This window comes from Haloferula helveola (genome assembly GCF_037076345.1).
GTDB lineage: Bacteria > Verrucomicrobiota > Verrucomicrobiia > Verrucomicrobiales > Akkermansiaceae > Haloferula > Haloferula helveola.
Genome location: NZ_AP024702.1, coordinates 1,656,778 through 1,673,552, shown reverse-complemented (window position 1 = coordinate 1,673,552; position 16,775 = coordinate 1,656,778). Strand labels below are relative to the sequence as shown.

The window sequence follows — 16,775 nt, the reverse complement described above, 5'->3', positions numbered from 1 at the left end:
GCGCTTCTCGCCATCAGTCGGAAGCATCTTGGATTCATAGCTCTTAGATGCACACTTCACCAATCGCCTTCGTCGAAATCGTCCCCTGTTCCAAATGGCCCCGGGTTCTTGTGCTCACTCTCAATCCTCTCGTACTCTTCGTTCAAATCTTCTCGAATACGATCCAGCTCAACCTCTTGAGCGGTCTTCGACATCAAGCCTGAAGCATCCTTGTCGCACAGATCAAAATACCGGTAGTTGAAGTTCTCCGCGTGAACAGTTCCATCTGCGCCCTCAAGCAGCCGGTGACTCCGTCCGGCGGTGCCCGACTTAACTATGAGTATGCGCACCTTGATATTCCTCGGTAGTGTCCCACAGCCGCCTTCCGGCTCCTTTACGTACATGTAAACACTCGTCTCGTGACTCGGCATCAAAGATCCACGCTTGTTGATGCGATCCCTCCCGATTGGCTCCAGGTTTCTGGAGTTTCGATACAGACAGCAACAATGCCGCTCATAGCTTTGCTCGTGGAGCACCATGTCCACCATGTAAGCGCTATCCAAACGACTATCCGGGAAAATGTCCGGCGCGTCATCGGGGCCTTCTCGGGGGGTCACAAAGCCAGCCCCAGGCAACCATGGACCTTGCTTGGGCGGAACAGGAAGAGCCTTCGATCCGGGCTCAGCCAAGCCGAAGAAATCAACCCGGTAGGTCGCCCTATTCCTCACGAACCCATACAGATTGATCCCGCCGCGTTCCCCGATCGGATCCCGCGAGGCCCATCTCCCGAGTTCGGGGTGGTAGTATCGGAAGCCGTAGATGTTCAGCCTCCTCCGCCCGACCGGGGGTACGGGGTCATCGTGAAGGCGGACGTTGGACCAGAAAGCCACGGCAGAGAATGGTGGCGACTCGGCGGTTGTTTTGAAAGGTGAAATCTGGGAGCCTGGGCCCCATCAGTTTGGTGGAGTGGACCTCCCGTCAGTCGGCTCTCGCCACTCTCCGAGTTTCTACGCGTGGTCGAGCGAGCCCCCACGCGAGCACGAACCCAGCAGCCAGCGCGGCGGAATGGAAAACTCGAGGATCCCAGCGCTGACAGCGAGGAAGTACCCCAGCGATGAAAGGCTCTCCCAGAGCCGACCTGCGGGTATCTGATTCCGGGTTTGGCGGGTCCTTTGCTTGCCGGTTGCCAGCCCGGCGGGCGCCAGTCAGACTCCGCCCATGAGCGAAGCGCGAGATTTGGGAACCCAGCCGGTTGACGCCCTGATGCAGCAGTGGGGCCTGAGCAACCACGACATGGTCGATGCCTCCCCGGAGCAGCTCACCCACAAGCAGGTCCAGCGCGCGCGGAAGGGGCGGATGCTCACCCTCGCCATGATGCAGAAGGTCACGCGGACTCTGAACATCGCGGTGTGGTACCGGCTGAAGAAGGAGGAGCGGGAGCAGTACTTCGAGTACCTTCACAAGCATCTTCACAGCTACTTTTTACAACCACGTCTACGAACTGTCCGGAAGGATCGGGATGGATGGGATTGCTCAAGCAGTGAGCCCGGTCACCGCCTCCGCGCAATCAGGAAGCGGCTTGGCCTCGCGCAATGGGAAATGGCGAAACAGATGGGAGTTGGAGCCGTTACACTTCTTGATTGGGAAAACCTTCGTCGCCTTCCAAGCGGAAGTGGTCGGCGGAAAATCGAGGCGTTTTGCCATGAACACTCCGTGCCGAGCATCTTCGCCAGCTGAATTGCTTTTCTGATCCCCGGCAGTTGCGGCATTTGTCCAAAGGCTCCAAGCTGTCAACGACATCATCGGATAAGTCGCGTTTCTTACCGACGTGAAGAACTGATGCGCTGCCTGAAAGATGGAATTCAAGGCGCGGGTTCGGACTGGTCGGGACAGCACAGGATTGGGAGAGGGGCCGGGTGTTGAAGCGTTCAAAACGATAAGATTGCAAGCACCCGCAGGGCCACTGCGCACGAGAAGCTTTGATCCGAAACTTGGCATCATTACCGGTTGGCAAGCCCATTGCGGTTGGCTGCAACTATTACGGACCGATGTCCGACGTGGTTGTGCGGAGCTATTTTGAAGTCACCCAATCATCGACGTTAGCCTTTGAAAGCAGTGCAATGTCAACTTTTGCTTTGACTAAGGATCTACCTGTCTTTGGATCTGGTACAGGCAAAGAGATCCCGAGTATCAAGAACTCGCCCTCTCGCCCAAAGACGTCTCGAATCATGACTTCTTTCTCTTTCAGTTGAGCATCATAGAATTTGTCGTGAGCTTGGTTTTGGTGGATGCATGCAAGCAACACCGGTTTCGCAAGGACGGGATCTCGGCGTGAAAACAATATCCAAACCCCTCCCTGGAAGAAGAAAAATTCTCGCATTTCCAGAAGTCCATTTAGCGTAAGATGCCTCTCGACCCCCAGAAGGTCAGCAGTCACTTCGGTCCGCTCTCCTCTCCGCGCAACTCGAACCGACGATTTGGCATCCTCGGATACAACTTTGTTATAGTTCTTTTCCGATCCAACCTTACCGAGCCTACCGAGGACCTGAATCGATTCATTTTTCAATTCGTCGGCTGGCAGCCTTGAATAAAGCGCAAAGATCACACCAAAAATTGCAGCCACTAAGTAGTCGTGTTTCATCGGCTATTGTTCTCTCTGTATTTTTCTACATCCCATTCCACCGGCGGTCTACATACCTCAAAACCAAAGACCGCAAAGGTTGCTATGTAACTACCATTGGGCGTAAAGCCTTCATCAAGATAGCCTTTCGCTCTAAAGTCAGGACACAGCACTTCGTGTGATCTTCGATCAGAGTTGTCGACCGTGAATTCGACCAGAATCTCGAACAGTTTTCCTAGATCAGGCCCGCTGGTAACCACGCAATCGTACCAGCATGTCTTGCCGCATGCATTGTCGTCGGAGCAGCGGAAATCAGTGCTGACGCCCGACCCGGAAGTTCCTTCTTGGCGCTCGCACTCAAAGGTTTGCACATCGCCACAAAGGTTGCGAACTACAGAGCGCAATTCTTCGATATGGTCCGAATTGTCATACTCAGGCGGGTGATACAAAAATAGTGCAAAATCGAGACGCTTCATAGCCTCCTCGCAATCTGCAATATCCTCAGTAAGGCCCAGTGTGTCCCGCCTTCTGGTCGCATTGCCCACAAACCCATACAGATTGATCCCGCCAGCCTCCTCAATCGGGTCCCGTGAGGCCCACCGTCCGAGTTCGGGGTGGTAGTATCGGAAGCCGTATTCATTGAATACGGTGTTGAGGCGGGGTTGGGTCGGTCTTCGCCGCTCGGGGTTTGGCTGGGGCTGGGTCTCTTGGGTGGGCAGCGGAGCACGAGGTGGACTCGTGCGGGTGTGCCCCGACCTCAAGCGGTGGGCCGCTGGCCGTGAGGAGCGGGGACGACCGCAACTAAGCATCCATGAATTCTCGCAGATTGGGGCACTCTCCGGAAGGTGATTTTGGGATCCCGAGAACGGCCGGGCGTTCAGCGCTTCTTCTTTTTCTTCTTCTTGCCGCCGCCACCCTTCTTCTTCGGTTTTTCGGGTCGGTCGCTGACGCCGAGTTCCTGCTTGGTGATGGTGCCGTCGAGGTCCTTGTCGTAGCGCTTCATCAGCGTCTTTTTCACCGAAGGCTCGAGGGTATCGAGTTCCGCTTGGTCGATCTGGCGGTTCCGGTTGGAGTCGTATTCCTTCAGGATCGCCTCGCCTCCGACCGGGATGGCTTGGGAAATGAGGGTCGAGGCCGCCAGTGCCGCGACGGCGGCGGGGATGGGATGGGTTTTCATTCAGCAGGGAAATGCGGCGCCCGGCGAAAGCGTTACCGGGGAAATGCGGCAGCTGCGGCAGCCGTGTGGCGGATTTTTTCGGCTGTCGTCGGGCTTCCGCTGTGCTTTCTTGCCCGCCCATGGCCGCCACGACCCTTCCAGACGCCACCGGACACTTCGGCAAGTTCGGCGGCATGTTCGTGCCCGAAACCCTGATGGCACCGCTTGAAGAGCTGTCGAAGGCCTACGCGGAAGCCAAGCAGGATCCGGCATTCCAAAAGGAACTCGACCACCTGCTGCGCGACTACTGCGGCCGGCCGACGCCGCTCTACTTCGCCGACCGCTGGACCGAGAAGCTTGGCGGCGCGAAGATCTACCTGAAGCGCGAGGACCTGCTCCACACCGGCGCCCACAAGATCAACAACGCCATCGGCCAGATCCTGCTGGCGAAGCGCCTCGGCAAGAAGCGCATCATCGCCGAAACGGGTGCCGGCCAGCATGGCGTGGCCACCGCGACGGTCTGCGCCCGCTTCGGTATGGAGTGCGTGGTTTACATGGGCCAGGTGGACATGGAACGTCAGGCTCTCAATGTCGCCCGCATGCGGCTGATGGGTGCCGAGGTCCGCGCGGTGACCGCCGGCCAGGCGACGCTCAAGGAGGCGGTCAACGAAGCGATGCGTGACTGGGTCGCATCGGTCGACACCACCCACTACATTCTCGGCTCGGCGTTGGGTTCCCACCCGTTCCCGATGATGGTCCGCGACTTCCATCGGGTGATCGGCCTGGAGGCCCGCGAACAGATTCTTGAGAAGGAAGGCCGGCTCCCCGACTTGCTCGTGGCTTGCGTCGGCGGCGGATCGAACGCGATCGGGCTGTTCCATCCGTTCCTCAACGATGAGGCCGTGAGAATGGTCGGCGTGGAAGCCGGCGGCGACGGCATCATCCCGGAGCGCCATGCGGCGAGATTCCAAGGCGGCAAGCTGGGTGTCCTGCAGGGAACCAAGACCTGGTTGCTGGCGAATGACGACGGCCAGATCGAACTGACCCACTCGGTCAGTGCTGGTCTCGACTACGCCGCCGTGGGTCCGGAGCATGCATATCTGCAGAACATCGGCCGCGTCGAGTATACCTACGCCACCGACGACGAAGCGCTGGCCGCCTTCAAGGAGCTCGCGAACTGCGAAGGGATTCTGCCGGCGCTCGAGAGCTCCCACGCGATGGCCTATGTGTCGAAGATCGCGGGCAGCTTGCCGAAGGAGAGCGTGATCATCGCGAACCTCTCCGGCCGTGGCGACAAGGACGTCGAGCAGGCGGCGAAGTACCTGCTCGGTTGAGCCGGGTCGTCGCTTCGACACTTGAGGGATTTTTGAACCGCAAAGACGCCAAAGCGCGAAGTCGGGGGACACCATTTCCGGTCTCGGGAGGACGGAGGCAGTGAGCCGCTGGGTTTACCCCTTGGTTCGTACTACGATGATTTCCCGATCGCCGAAGATGCGTAACGGCGGCGCGCAGCCGACAGGATGGTAGTGCTTCACCTGCGCCCCTCGCGGGGCTCGGATATCCAAGATATTCGGTGCCACGGGGCAAGCCCCGTGGCTAAGTGCCTGCGCCCTTTCGGGGCTTCTCAGAGGTCGGTTTGAGCGGGGCTCTTCGGGGCTGCGGGTCTTGGAACCGCAAAGACGCTAAGGCGCAAAGTAGAGCACAATTTCAACCTGCGTCGGTCCGGCCTTGGCGACCTTTGCGTCTTGGCGGTTCAACCTCCTTATCCTGCTCTCGGTTCAGGTCGTGGGAAGGAACGTTATTCCTTCTGCCACCAATCGGAGTCGCGTTCCCATGGCTCGCGCTTCGGGGCTTCGGGCGCACCGGCTTTCTCCGGTTTTTTCGGCTCGTCGCTGACCTCGTCGATCAGCTTCTCCACCTCCGGGTCGCCGCGTTTGCCGCCCCGGAAAATCGCCATGAGGAGAATCAGCACGCATCCGAAGCTGACCGCCAGCATGGCAAGCATCGCGAGCGCGAAGCCGTCGGCCTGGGTGATGGCGATGTGCATGGCGGGCGGGCTTTACTCGGGATCCATGATCCGGCGCATCGGGATCATGTTCGAATACTCGAAGTTGTACTTCCGGAAGAAGTTTTGCGATTCGGCCGAGATCTTGTCGGTGAGCAGCGTGATCCGTTTGAAATCCTTGCTGCGCGCAAAGTCGATCACGTGCTCGAGGAGCTGGCTGCCGAAGCCCTGGCCCCGGTGATCGGGATGGATGATGACGTCTTCCATCTGGATCACGAAACCGCCCATCGCGGTCGAGATGGTGAACAGCAGGTTCACCATGCCGATGATCTGGTGGTCGTTGCGCATGACGAAGATCCGTCCGCGCGACGGTTGCTCGAGAATCAGGGCGAGGCCGCGCTCCTGCGCGGTGGCGTCGGGCATGAAGTCGCCCTGCAGCCGGAACAGCTCCATCACCATTTCCACCAGTTCCGGCAGGTCCTCGATGGTTGCCGGCTCGATCTTCGGGGCATTTCCGAGGGAGGGGCTGGCCGGGAGGGAGGAAGCGGACTCGATCACGGCAGGGAGCGTTGCACGGGAGGTGCCGGGAGACACGGAATTTCACGGCATCGGCCCGCGGATTTTTTGTAACCCGGACCCGAATTGGTGCATTGACAAGGGTAGGCCGATGCCTAGAGTGCCCGCCCGCGCCAGGGAGGCGCGTGATTTTTCCCGATTCCAGCCATGAAACGCACCTTCCAACCTTCCAAGCGTACCCGCAAGCGTCAGCACGGCTTCCGCGCCCGCATGGCGACCAAGGCCGGCCGCGACATCCTGCGCAAGCGCCGTCAGAAGGGCCGCAAGCGCCTCCTGCCGAAGGGTGCGGAGATCAAGTACGATCGCCACACCACCCAGCACGGGGTGTGATTCCCGCATGCTTCCGGGCGATGCGCCTTTCGCGGAAGCACAGCATGACGACGCGGGCCGAGTTCTCCAAGGTCCGCACGAACGGTCGAGCGAAAGCCGGCCGTTTTGTCGTTTTGAGCACTCTGGAGGACCCGGAGCTGGAGCGCCTGATGATCGGGATCATCACGACCCGCAAGGTCGGCAAGGCCCATGACCGCAACCGGATCCGCCGGCGGGTCCGGTCGATCCTCCAGCGAAATGGCGAGCGGATCGCCAATCCGGCCCGCTATCTGGTCACGATCCCGCGCCCCGGCGCGGCCTCCGCGACCTTCGAGGAGCTGGAAAAGGACTGGCTGAAGCAGGCGCAGCGGCTGGCTGTCATCGAGCGGACCCCCTGAAGCGTTCCAAAACCTCCGCGCGATTGTTGCGGCGCGGAGCCCCGGATTGTGGCCCCTTTTGCTCCCGCCAACCCGATGACCTTCCTGATCCGCCTGCTGATCCGCTTCTACCAGCGGTTCCTCAACCCGGTGCTGAAAGCGCTCGCCGGGCCGATGGCGGGGTGCCGCTACCAGCCGACCTGCTCGAACTACTTCCTGCAGGCGGTCGAGATCCACGGACCATGGAAAGGATCATGGCTCGGGATCTGCCGGATTTTCCGCTGTCATCCGTGGGGTGGCCATGGTTATGACCCCGTCCCGCCGCCGCGGGGGCACGGCAATCCGCCGACATCCGACTGAGGCAGGCCTACCTATTTCATCATGTACGACCGCAAGACATGGATCGTTCTCGGCATCTGCAGCGTGCTGCTCGCCGTCAATCTGTACTTCAACCACCAGACGTCCAAGGAGCGCGCGGCGCTGGCCGAAAAGGAGCGGCTGGAGGCGGTTGAGCAAGGCGGTGGTGATTCGACCGGCGATACCTCGCAACCCGACAAGCCCGGCATTCTCGAGGAGGTCGACCCGGATCCGGAAGATGTCGTCGAGCCGACGCTCCACACACTCGAGACCCCCGAGATCGTCTTCACGCTCACGACCCTCGGCGGCGGTGTCAAAACGGCCGAGTTCAAGAACGAGAAGGCGGTCGGCGAAGGCGATCAGAATGTCGTGCTCAACGCCGGCGACAACAGTGCGGTCGGCTCCATCTCGGACGGGCCGGACGGACTTGAGCGGGTCAATTACACCTACCTCGAAAAGGAGTCGGAGCCCGGCAAGCGCGTGGTCTTCGCCGCGCGGCACCCGGCCGGTCTGATCATCAAGAAGTCGTGGTCGCTCGTCACCACCGACGAGCCCGGCACCGACTACCTGCTCGACCTGCAACTCGACATCGAGAACTCCAAGGACTCGAACGCGCAGATTCCGCTCGACCGTTTCAGTCTCTACCTCGGCAGGGCCCAACCGTTGCATGCCGGCGAAACACGCCTGTCGCCTGCCGGATTCCTTTGGCGTGAGGACGGTGATTTCCATCTGACGAAGTCGAACAAGTTCCGCGGCGGATGGTTCTCCGATCCGAAAACCCTCATGGTCGAAACGGCCGCGGAAATGGAGTACGCCGGCGTCTCGAGCCAGTTCTTCGCGACCGTGCTGAAGCCTGCCGAAGTGACGACCGGAGGGATCTGGGCGAAGTCGGCGGAAGTTCGCATCGAAGGCGTCGACGACCCGGTGCTGGCCGTGCGCGTCGGCTCCCTTCTGCCGAGTGGGCCGCTCGAGCCTGGTGCCCGCCGCGCCCTCAATTACCGACTGTTCATGGGACCGAAGGAGAACCGGATGCTCAGCAAGATGGGCGACGGTTTCGGCGACATCATGAACTACGGCTGGGCGATCATCGGGGTCTTCAGCTGGATGCTCAACTACCTGCTCGTCTATATCCACGACGGCGTCGACAAGATCTCGGGAGCATGGTCGTGGGGCATCGCGATCGTGGTCGTCACCCTGGTGGTGCGCTCCCTCATGTGGCCGCTTTACGCCCGCTCGAACCGCACGATGAAGCGGATGGCGAAGCTGAAGCCGGAGATGGACAGGCTGAAGGAGAAGTATCCCGACGACCCGACCAAGGTTCAGCAGGAAGTCATGGGGCTCTACCGCAAGTTCGGCATCAACCCGCTCGGCGGCTGTCTGCCGATGCTGGTGCAGATGCCGATCTTCTTCGGCTTCTACCGGATGCTCCAGTACGCGGTCGAACTCCGCGGCCATGGATTCCTGTGGGTCGATGACCTCTCGATGCCCGACACGGTCGCGACCGTCGCCGGATTCCCGATCAACGTGCTGCCGATCGTGATGGGCCTTTCGAGCTTCCTGCAGATGCACATGATGCCGAACACCTCGGCCGACAAGACTCAGCAGACGATCATGAAGCTGATGCCGATCATGTTCCTCGTCTTCTGTTACAACTTCGCGGCTGCCCTCGCGCTTTATTGGACGACCTCGAACTTGTTCTCGATCTTCCAGACGTGGCTGACCCAGCGCATGCCGGAGCCGGAGCTCAAGGAGCGTGCCGGTGGCAAGGGCAAGTCGTTCATGGAACGCATGGCCGAGGCCGCCGAGCAGCAGCAGAAAATGAAGCAGGCCCGCGGGCGTGTGGTCGAAAGCGGCGACGACAAGCCGAAGAAGCCGCGCGGCCCCCGCACCGGCGGCTGATCGGTTCGGCCGGACTACTCGCCGGGTTCTTCGATCTTCTCGAGCTCCATCGTCGGGCTCCACCCGCTGAGGTCGGTGGTGCGGATCAACCCGGTTCCCGGGTGGTACCACAGCAGGGTGGTGCCACGGTCGAAGTAGCCACCCCACACGCTTTCCTGCGAGTACTCGATCTTCACGCAGTCCTCGAAGGTTCCGGCGGGAACCTCGATGGTCTCAAGTCCGAGGATGTGGAATTCCGTCGCGGCGATTCCTTCCTCGGTGGTCTTTTCACCTTCCTCTTCGCTGACCATCGTTCCGCGGTTGCGGTCCCGGACGATTGCGCCCTTCCGAAGTTCGGCGGGTAGGTCGAGATCCGGATCGATGTAGACCGCGGAGGAGCCGCTGTCCTCCCACGCCTGGAGCTGGATCCCGTCGTTGACGAGATACCTGCCGATATAGACCCCCGAGTCACCGGCCCCGGACCATGGCTCCTTGGTTGTGAAAACGGTGCCATCGTCGGTCTCGGAGACATCGGTGATCTCATGGGACCATGTGTGTTTGCCGTCGGCGTCGCGGCCAGCATAGAGCATCACCCGTCCCGGCTTGAGCACCATCAGGTCGGTGGCTTTGGCGAGTAGCTCGCCTGCAGGAGGAGCTTTGGGACCGGGCAGGTCGGTAGCGGGGCCGGCGTGGAGCCGGAGCCTCAGTCCGTCGTCTTCAAAATCAATTCCCGAGGTCAGGCGGCCGAAGCGGGAGGCGATGTCCATCGGTTCCGCATCCTCGCGAGGTGCGGCCGGGTGGCCGTAAGCGACCGACTCCATAGTCAGCGCCTCGGCATTCCACCGGTAGCCTTTCTGGCCGGGGCAGGCGATGGTGGCGCCGAATCGCTCGCGGTGGACATCGACCGGGTCGCGGTCAGGGAAGAGGCGGTGCCATTCGTTGAGGATGGGGATGGCCTTCCAGCTTTCGGACGCACGCCGTGTGGTCACGTCGCTGTCGAACATCCACAGCGGTCCGGCGTTGGCGAGGAAGCCGGGGTCCATATCGAGCAGAAGGCTACGGGCCTTCGGAACGGCGGCGGTCTGCCGCTCCGTCAACTCCATGTCTTCGCGGTCGATCGCCCGTTTCAGAACCTGCTCGTCGAGGGCGACCAGCAGTGCCTTGGGGAGGACCGCGTAGCAGATTTTCAGGTCGAGGAACTCGGATTCCTCCTTCTCGGAAATGACCACATACGAGCGTTCGCCGTGCTTGCGGGTTTCCCACTGCATCGAGTCCGGTGCCGAACTCTCGATCATGCCGCGAAGTCCGGTCAGGAAGAGCCCGAGATTGAGCCGGCTCTTCGATGAAACACGGACCGACACCGGGAGCTTGGCGAACTGCTCGAATTCGAGGTCATCGCCGAGCGCTTCCCAGAAGAGGCTGCGTTCGAAGTCGACCGAGATCGAGTCGCCAACCCACGAGAGCGGGTTGATCTTCAGGCCGGGAATCAGCGGAACCAGCTCCTTGTCCAACGAGCTGAACGCTTCGCTCTTGTTGTCGACCGCGATCGCAAGATGCAGAAGCGAGCGGTCGGTGCGCAGCCGGGCGGCGGTTGGAAGTTCCGTATCACCGGCGAACTCCATGATCTCCTGGTAGTCACTGCCGACGGTGAGAGGCAGCACGGTGAGGTCGACTTGGTATTCTTCTTTCGAAGCCCGGAGTTGGATCGCGATCGGATCGAACACCTGAGCCCATCCATTTTCATAGCCGCGGCGCCAGCGTTCGTAAGCGTCCTTTTCGGCGGCGGTTACCTCGGTGATTCCGAGTTCGGAAATCGGAGTCAGGAAATCCGCCGAGCCGAATTTCTCACTGCGGGCCTGCCCTTTGACGATGCTCGTCTTGCCGAGCAGCGGGCCGTAGTCCGGCCCGTCCTTCTCGCCGGAGATTTCGCGGGCGGTCAGCTCGTTCAGGGCGGCGAGGGCGCGGTTGCGGCGGGAGGTGCCGATGCGCACCTCGGGTCCCGCCCACCGGCGGATGGCCGCGTCGGAGAGGAACAGGAATACACTCTCTCCGGCAGCCATCGGATAGCGATGGCGGAAGAAGCGGAACTCGTCGGTCGACCCGAGGGCGGTGGTATTGCCGCTCGAGACTTCCGTGAGTCGGCGGACCTGGGACTCGGAATTCGTCAGTGCCACCAGCCCGTTCACCTCGATGAGATAGCTTGAGAGCGTGCGGTCGGGCTTCAGGAAGACCCTGCCCTTGCCGCCTTCGACCTTGAGCTCGTCGCCTTCCGTTCCCGCCCAAACGCGGATCGTCTTGGAAAGCGCGTCGAAGAGGTCGGCGGGCTTGCCGGTTTCGAACAGAATCGCGACGTCGGTGCCGGTGGCGAAGTAAGGGTCACCGCCGGTAACGGCGATACGGTTCACCGGCAGCAGCCGGGCGGCGACAGCAGGGAGGTCGAGGCCGAGCTGGCGTTTGTAGCGGAGCGCCAGACCGCGATACGGATTCCGCACGCTGACCGATTGGCCGAGCGGTTCCGCTTCGCGGTCGAGCCGGTCGAGGAGTTCGAGAAATCCGGGCAGCGAAGGTGCGAACACCGCGTGCTGATCTTCGGGGATGAACTTGGCAAGCGGGTCCATCGCGACTTCACCCTCCGGTAGCCGTTCCTTCCAGTTGATCGGTGAAACGGTGACGCCCTTGATGTCGGCGATCGCCACCGGTTCTCCGGCTTTGTCGGGATCCTGACCGAGGATGAGATCCCGATCGAGAGCGAGGTTTTCCGAAATGGCGCGACCTCCGCCGAAGACGGCGAAGCTGCTTCCGATGTCACCGCGCATCGGTCGGTTCTCCTCATCATCCTCGCCTGCCAAGTGCTTGAACCAAGCGGTGCCCGGGAGGTGTTCGTTGGCCCGGCGGTCCGCCCAAACCTTGCGGGCGCCGAGGAACTCCGCCTCGTCGCTCTCTTCGGCTTTCTTGCGATCCACTTCGAAACGCAGGCCGGTCACGATCCGCTCCCCGCTTGCCGGCCGCAGATCGATCACTCCGGAGAGCGGTGTCTTGCCGTCGTCCCTGAAGATGACTCTCGCGTCGCCTTGGGGAATCTGGACCCGTGTGTCATCCTCGGCGATCCAGAGATAGGCCTCCGTGATCATCCGGACCTCGATTTCCCTGTGCGACCACGTGGCGATCTGCTGGGCCAGCAACTCTTCACGATCGGCCGGGTCGATTTGAAGACCGAGGTCCTTGACGGCGATCGAACGGAACTCGTCCGACAATCCGGGGCAGGCGATCAGCACGATGAGGGGGAGAATGAGGAGTCGTCGCATTCGGCAAGCATGACCGAATCGCCGCGGCTTGGAAGATCTTCCGCCGGGTGGCCCTGACGCTTTTACCCGAAAGGGGGATATGAAACATCGGCTGGCTGTCAGACGTTTTGAAACGTCATGAAACTGCCAAGCTGGAGCTGGAATGCGGGTGGATTGGCTCTGGCGCTGGTCGCCGGGGTGATGATCGGACGAGGCACCGGAGGAGGATCGCAGGCCGATGCGGCTTCCGGGAATGACGGCGTTCCTCCGCGCCCCGGGTCCCGGGCGGAAGCTGGCGGCGCTTTGGGCGATGGTGTTTCCGCGACACGGCGAGAGCGCGACTCCGATTCGGTGGTGTCCGGCAGACGCACGAGTGCCGCGGGTTTGCAGTCAATCCTCGATTCCGCCAGCCGAATCGATCGCACCCAGCGGCTGCTTGCTTTTCTCGACCGGTTGCCGGACGGAGAGTTCGCTTCGGTTTACGAGAAGCTCCGAGACGATCCGGGCAGCAACCTTCTGAGGTCCGAGCGGTCGCTCCTTCTTCAGGCATGGGCGGAGCGCGATCCTTATGCGGTCACGTCCTACCTGCAGGAGAATGGAGCGGAGGACTGGGAGCGGGAAAACGTGCTCGGTTCCTGGGCGGCGGCGGATCCTCAGGCTGCATTCGCATGGGCGCTCGATGCTCCCGACGGCGGCGACGTCAACAACTGGGTGGTCGGTGCCATCCGCGGCGCAGCCGCAACCGACCCGATGATTGCCCGCGACCTGCTCGGCCAGATCGAGAGCAGCGAGACGCGGCGCAACGCGCTGCGCAATATCGAGGAGCACGTGACCCGCTTCGGCTACGACTACGCCGAGGGCTGGATCGCCGGAGTGAGTGATGAGGGGATGCGCAACGAAGCGTCCCGCCGATTTGCGGACGAGCTTGCCGAACTGGATCCGGTGCGGGCCGGCGACTGGAACGCGATGATCGCCGATACCAATACGCGCCGTGATGTCTCCGAGACCGTATCCGACCGCTGGGCGAGGCAGGATCTCGACAGTGCCAAGGCGTGGGTGAATTCCCTCCCCGAGGACACCCGCACCGAGGCCGCAGAGGGTGTAGCCCGGCATTACGCCCGCCAGGATCCCGCCGAAGCCGCGGTGTGGCTTGCGAGCCTCGGCAACAATCCGGACCTCGACGGAGCCAAGCGGATCTTTGTCGACGAGGCTTTCCGAAACGCGCCGGAAGTCTCGATGAACTTCGTGGCGAACATCGCCGACGAGCGGAGTCGCACGAAGTCGTATTACCGCTACATCGGCGAGTGGATGCGTCGCGACGAGGCATCCGCCAAGGCGTGGACCGAATCAAATGCCCAGAGCCTACCGTCGGGTGTGGTGAAGCGCTACCTGCGCTGAGCGAACTCTTGTTCCGATGTCGGGTCCGCCTCCGTTGCCGTCGGAGTCCAGGTCGGACATTCGGCCGGTCTTGCGATGGTGGATTCCGTCCGTCGCGATCGGCATCTCGGTCGCTGTTTTTCCTCTCTACGGCCACCGGGTGCACGCGGCACGTGTCGACCAGTGGGTGTTCATCCCGATCCTCCTGGCATGGGTGCTGACTTGGGTGCTTGCCGGAGCCGCCGTCTTTGCGGGGATCAAACTTCCGCCTGAATTTCGCGGCTTGCGGGTTTTCTCCTTCGGCTTCGCACTGCTCTACCTCGTCGCCGGATTCTTCGGCTGGGGTGGGGTGAGGGAGGCGTTCTTCGAGCTGGTCGCGGGCTAGGTCGGACGTGCCTCACCAAGCCGCCTCCAAGAGGTGGAAGCGGCTGCCGGGTCGGCATGCGTGGGTGAGCTTTTGCAAGGGCCTCGATCAGTCTCGCAACGCGCCAATCAATCGCCGTTCTCCGATGCGGCCAGATAGTGCTTCAGCACCTCCTCGTCGCTCAGTGCCCGGTCGTAGAGAGCGACTTCGTCGATCCCGCCCGCGAACTGCCGACTCTTGTTCTTGCCATCGAACAGGCGACCCAACCTGAGGTGCAATTCCTGCTCACCGTGGTCCGGTCGACTGATGGTCTGCCGCGCGGCAACATCCCCGTTGATGAACAGCGTGATGTCCTGGGTGCCGACGCGCGCCACCAGATGATACCAACGGCCGGGAGCATATCGGTCGGGGGAAGTGAGCGCGGCGTTCACACCTCCAGGAAAAAGCATGTCCGCTCTCTCGGTGGCAGGAGACCTGAAAACGGCGCGAACCGCCGGGTTGCCCGGGGTTGCACCGAAGACCCCGGAATCCGTGAATTCCATGCAGAAATAGACGACCTGGCCCCGCGGGGGAGCACCCGTCAACGGGTCCTTATCCGTCTCGACCCGCAGTTGGAAAAGGTGGCCCCATTGGATGTGATCGGGTCGTGCCCAGAGTTCGACGGTGAAAGGTTCCGGATCCTGCTTCCGCCATGGGCCATTCCCATCGATCCATCCGCTCCGGTCTCCTCTCCCGAGCCGAAGGGACCGGGCTCCCGCTTCGTTCATGAATTCGCATTCTCCACGAATGAGTCCCGCCAAGTCCGGATCCGACGGATTGGGAAGAGTTCCGTTCGTCGGAGGCTCTTCGAAATTCCACAGAAGCATGGGTTTCGAGGCATCGACGGCAGCACGATAGGCTGCTGAGACCTTCAGGGCGGCATCGCCGGGAGGAATGGGGCCGTCGTGTTGTAGCTCAGTTGCGCGAAGCACCCTGATACCAACGTGGTCGCTCTCGATGATGGCACCTTCCGCACGTTTCACCCATCGCCAGCCGAGAACATCACCCTCCGCCGTGGTCAACTCCGCCCTTACCTGCCCGCTGAGCACAGCCAGCTCGGATCGCTGATCCGGTTCCTCAGACACGCTGAAAACCGTTGCCCGCTCCGTGAAGCGTCCTTGATCCGTTTCGATCGTGAACGCCTCGCGGTCGTGCGGTACTTCCACCACGACTTGGCCGCTCCACAGCTTCGCCCGCTGGTGTTCCACCTTCATGCGGACCGGACCGGATAGGGAAAGCACGACCCCGCTGTTCAGATCGATCCGTGCACGTTCTGACTCGAGTTCGATTTCCCGCCCCTTCATCACCGGGATTGCCTGAGCCGACAGACCATCTCCTTCCAGCAGTCGCATCACCCCGATCGGCAATTCCTCATTGGAAACCGTGGGTTCGATCGGGGGAGCATCTTGCTGCGGATCACGATCGATCCACAGCACCGCCAGAGCGATCGCGGCGGCGAGCCCGGCCAGCGTGACGAACATGTTGCGTCGCGGCCGCACCTTGGAAGTTGCGGATTCCCTCGCCGGTGTGGCGTTCGGAGGCTCGAGCACCGCTGCCCAGTGCCGGGCGTTGTGCAGCCGGAGCTCCGAGATCAGCGCCGCCTCTTCGAACAACACCTTGGCGGCGATGGGCCGCGCCTTCTCGTTGGACCGCAACAGATCATTCAGTTCGTCCCGGCGCGCCGCGCCCTCGAAGACGAGTGCCCTGATCCGTGCCTCCAGCTCATCCCCATCTGGGCTCATCCCGGTCATGTCCGCAGCTCCCGGTTGATGCATCCAGCCAATTCGCGCCGCAACCGGAACAGCAGCGACTTGATGCCGCTCACGCTGCGGTTCACCGATTCCGCGATCGCCGCGAGGTTCCAGCCTTCGACATAGTGCGCTTTGAGGATCTCGCGCGGCTCGTCCGCCATCTTGCCCATGCAGTGGCGCAGGGCTTGGACCCGGTCCGGGGTTTCCTCCGCAGCGGCGAGCAGGTGTCTCTCCATGATCGTCATCACGTCCTCGTCAAATACCAGCCGGTCGCGTTGCCGGTCGCGAAAGTGGGAGAGGATGGTGATTCGCGCCACGCCGAGAGCCCAGGGCAGGAACGGCCGCGCCCGGTCCCAGTCGGCCTCCTTCTCCCACAGCTTCACGTTCGTCGCCTGCACGACCTCTTCGGCGTCAGGCCAAGAGGAGAGTTGGGCATAGCAGTAACCGCGGAGTGCCTCCTGGCATTCCGTCAGGGCCTCCACAAAGCGGGTCTGATTGCTTTTCATGGTCGTCGGAGATTCGTGGAGCCGAGCGGCAAGGCGGACGGAGACACCTCTTACCACGGGGTATTTCCATATCTACCGCCATTGGTAGCGGAAAATCTTCGCAGCTGCCCGGTGACCCGGCGCTCGGCGCCTCCCGCGTGAAGTTTCTCAAGATTTTGTGCAACCAACCGCCTTCGCGGCGGAAATCCCCAGAGATG

At 61.7% G+C, this 16,775-nt stretch carries 17 protein-coding genes and 1 pseudogene; 8 read left to right on the top strand and 10 right to left on the bottom strand.

The annotated features are described in order from the left end of the window. Positions 1–56 precede the first annotated feature (56 nt). The gene (locus HAHE_RS06040) at positions 57–869 is read right to left on the bottom strand and encodes an RHS repeat-associated core domain-containing protein (RefSeq protein ID WP_338689412.1); all 813 of its coding nucleotides are present in this window, start codon (positions 867–869) and stop codon (positions 57–59) included. 328 nt (positions 870–1,197) lie between these two features. Between HAHE_RS06040 and HAHE_RS06035 the strand changes: the two genes are divergently transcribed. Beyond that, complete coding sequence (locus HAHE_RS06035; RefSeq protein WP_338689410.1) at positions 1,198–1,716, top strand: helix-turn-helix transcriptional regulator; 519 nt, start codon at positions 1,198–1,200, stop codon at positions 1,714–1,716. Positions 1,717–2,050: 334 nt separating this feature from the next. Here HAHE_RS06035 and HAHE_RS06030 read toward each other — a convergent pair whose 3' ends face one another. The 4 genes and pseudogenes from HAHE_RS06030 to HAHE_RS06020 form a co-directional block, all read right to left on the bottom strand. Then, a complete protein-coding gene (locus HAHE_RS06030; RefSeq protein WP_338689408.1) occupies positions 2,051–2,620 on the bottom strand; it encodes a hypothetical protein in 570 nt (189 codons plus the stop codon). Further along, positions 2,617–3,075, bottom strand: a complete 459-nt coding sequence (locus HAHE_RS06025) for a hypothetical protein (RefSeq protein WP_338689406.1) — start codon at positions 3,073–3,075, stop codon at positions 2,617–2,619. Before HAHE_RS06025 ends, HAHE_RS06030 begins: the two co-directional genes overlap by 4 nt. Positions 3,076–3,117: 42 nt before the next feature. Continuing rightward, positions 3,118–3,408, bottom strand: a pseudogene (locus tag HAHE_RS21725) (RHS repeat-associated core domain-containing protein); the annotation flags it as partial. A gap of 68 nt (positions 3,409–3,476) precedes the next feature. Next, positions 3,477–3,776: a hypothetical protein gene (locus HAHE_RS06020; protein WP_338689405.1), complete on the bottom strand. Its 300-nt coding sequence runs from the start codon at positions 3,774–3,776 to the stop codon at positions 3,477–3,479. Between the two features lie 119 nt (positions 3,777–3,895). Between HAHE_RS06020 and trpB the strand changes: the two genes are divergently transcribed. Continuing rightward, a complete protein-coding gene (gene trpB, locus HAHE_RS06015) occupies positions 3,896–5,089 on the top strand; it encodes a tryptophan synthase subunit beta (protein WP_338689404.1) in 1,194 nt (397 codons plus the stop codon). A 464-nt stretch (positions 5,090–5,553) separates the two neighbouring features. On the opposite strand, the gene HAHE_RS06010 is transcribed toward trpB, so the two are convergent. Beyond that, positions 5,554–5,802, bottom strand: coding sequence for a hypothetical protein (locus HAHE_RS06010; protein ID WP_338689403.1), 249 nt, complete (start codon positions 5,800–5,802; stop codon positions 5,554–5,556). A 12-nt stretch (positions 5,803–5,814) separates the two neighbouring features. Then, the gene (locus tag HAHE_RS06005; RefSeq protein WP_338689401.1) at positions 5,815–6,318 is read right to left on the bottom strand and encodes a GNAT family N-acetyltransferase; all 504 of its coding nucleotides are present in this window, start codon (positions 6,316–6,318) and stop codon (positions 5,815–5,817) included. A gap of 165 nt (positions 6,319–6,483) precedes the next feature. On the opposite strand from HAHE_RS06005, the gene rpmH reads away from it, so the two are divergent. The 4 genes from rpmH to yidC all read left to right on the top strand — a co-directional run bounded on the left by rpmH (position 6,484) and on the right by yidC (position 9,278). Next, positions 6,484–6,666: a 50S ribosomal protein L34 gene (gene rpmH / locus HAHE_RS06000; protein WP_343218197.1), complete on the top strand. Its 183-nt coding sequence runs from the start codon at positions 6,484–6,486 to the stop codon at positions 6,664–6,666. A 20-nt stretch (positions 6,667–6,686) separates the two neighbouring features. Beyond that, a complete protein-coding gene (gene rnpA / locus HAHE_RS05995) occupies positions 6,687–7,043 on the top strand; it encodes a ribonuclease P protein component (protein ID WP_338689399.1) in 357 nt (118 codons plus the stop codon). A 75-nt stretch (positions 7,044–7,118) separates the two neighbouring features. Further along, the gene (gene yidD / locus HAHE_RS05990; protein ID WP_338689397.1) at positions 7,119–7,382 is read left to right on the top strand and encodes a membrane protein insertion efficiency factor YidD; all 264 of its coding nucleotides are present in this window, start codon (positions 7,119–7,121) and stop codon (positions 7,380–7,382) included. Between the two features lie 21 nt (positions 7,383–7,403). Further along, positions 7,404–9,278: a membrane protein insertase YidC gene (gene yidC / locus HAHE_RS05985; RefSeq protein ID WP_338689395.1), complete on the top strand. Its 1,875-nt coding sequence runs from the start codon at positions 7,404–7,406 to the stop codon at positions 9,276–9,278. 14 nt (positions 9,279–9,292) lie between these two features. On the opposite strand, the gene HAHE_RS05980 is transcribed toward yidC, so the two are convergent. Continuing rightward, positions 9,293–12,562: a hypothetical protein gene (locus HAHE_RS05980; protein ID WP_338689394.1), complete on the bottom strand. Its 3,270-nt coding sequence runs from the start codon at positions 12,560–12,562 to the stop codon at positions 9,293–9,295. Positions 12,563–12,679: 117 nt separating this feature from the next. Here HAHE_RS05980 and HAHE_RS05975 point away from each other — a divergent pair, with 117 nt between their 5' ends. After that, positions 12,680–13,939 (top strand): hypothetical protein, encoded by a 1,260-nt coding sequence (locus HAHE_RS05975; protein WP_338689393.1) that lies wholly within the window; start codon positions 12,680–12,682, stop codon positions 13,937–13,939. A gap of 70 nt (positions 13,940–14,009) precedes the next feature. Next, positions 14,010–14,303: a hypothetical protein gene (locus HAHE_RS05970; RefSeq protein WP_338689392.1), complete on the top strand. Its 294-nt coding sequence runs from the start codon at positions 14,010–14,012 to the stop codon at positions 14,301–14,303. 107 nt (positions 14,304–14,410) lie between these two features. Here HAHE_RS05970 and HAHE_RS05965 read toward each other — a convergent pair whose 3' ends face one another. Together HAHE_RS05965 and HAHE_RS05960 are read right to left on the bottom strand one after the other, a co-directional pair. Continuing rightward, complete coding sequence (locus HAHE_RS05965; protein ID WP_338689390.1) at positions 14,411–16,096, bottom strand: LamG-like jellyroll fold domain-containing protein; 1,686 nt, start codon at positions 16,094–16,096, stop codon at positions 14,411–14,413. Then, positions 16,069–16,578, bottom strand: coding sequence for a sigma-70 family RNA polymerase sigma factor (locus HAHE_RS05960; protein ID WP_338689389.1), 510 nt, complete (start codon positions 16,576–16,578; stop codon positions 16,069–16,071). The genes HAHE_RS05965 and HAHE_RS05960 overlap by 28 nt, the downstream gene beginning before the upstream one ends. Positions 16,579–16,775: the final 197 nt, after the last annotated feature.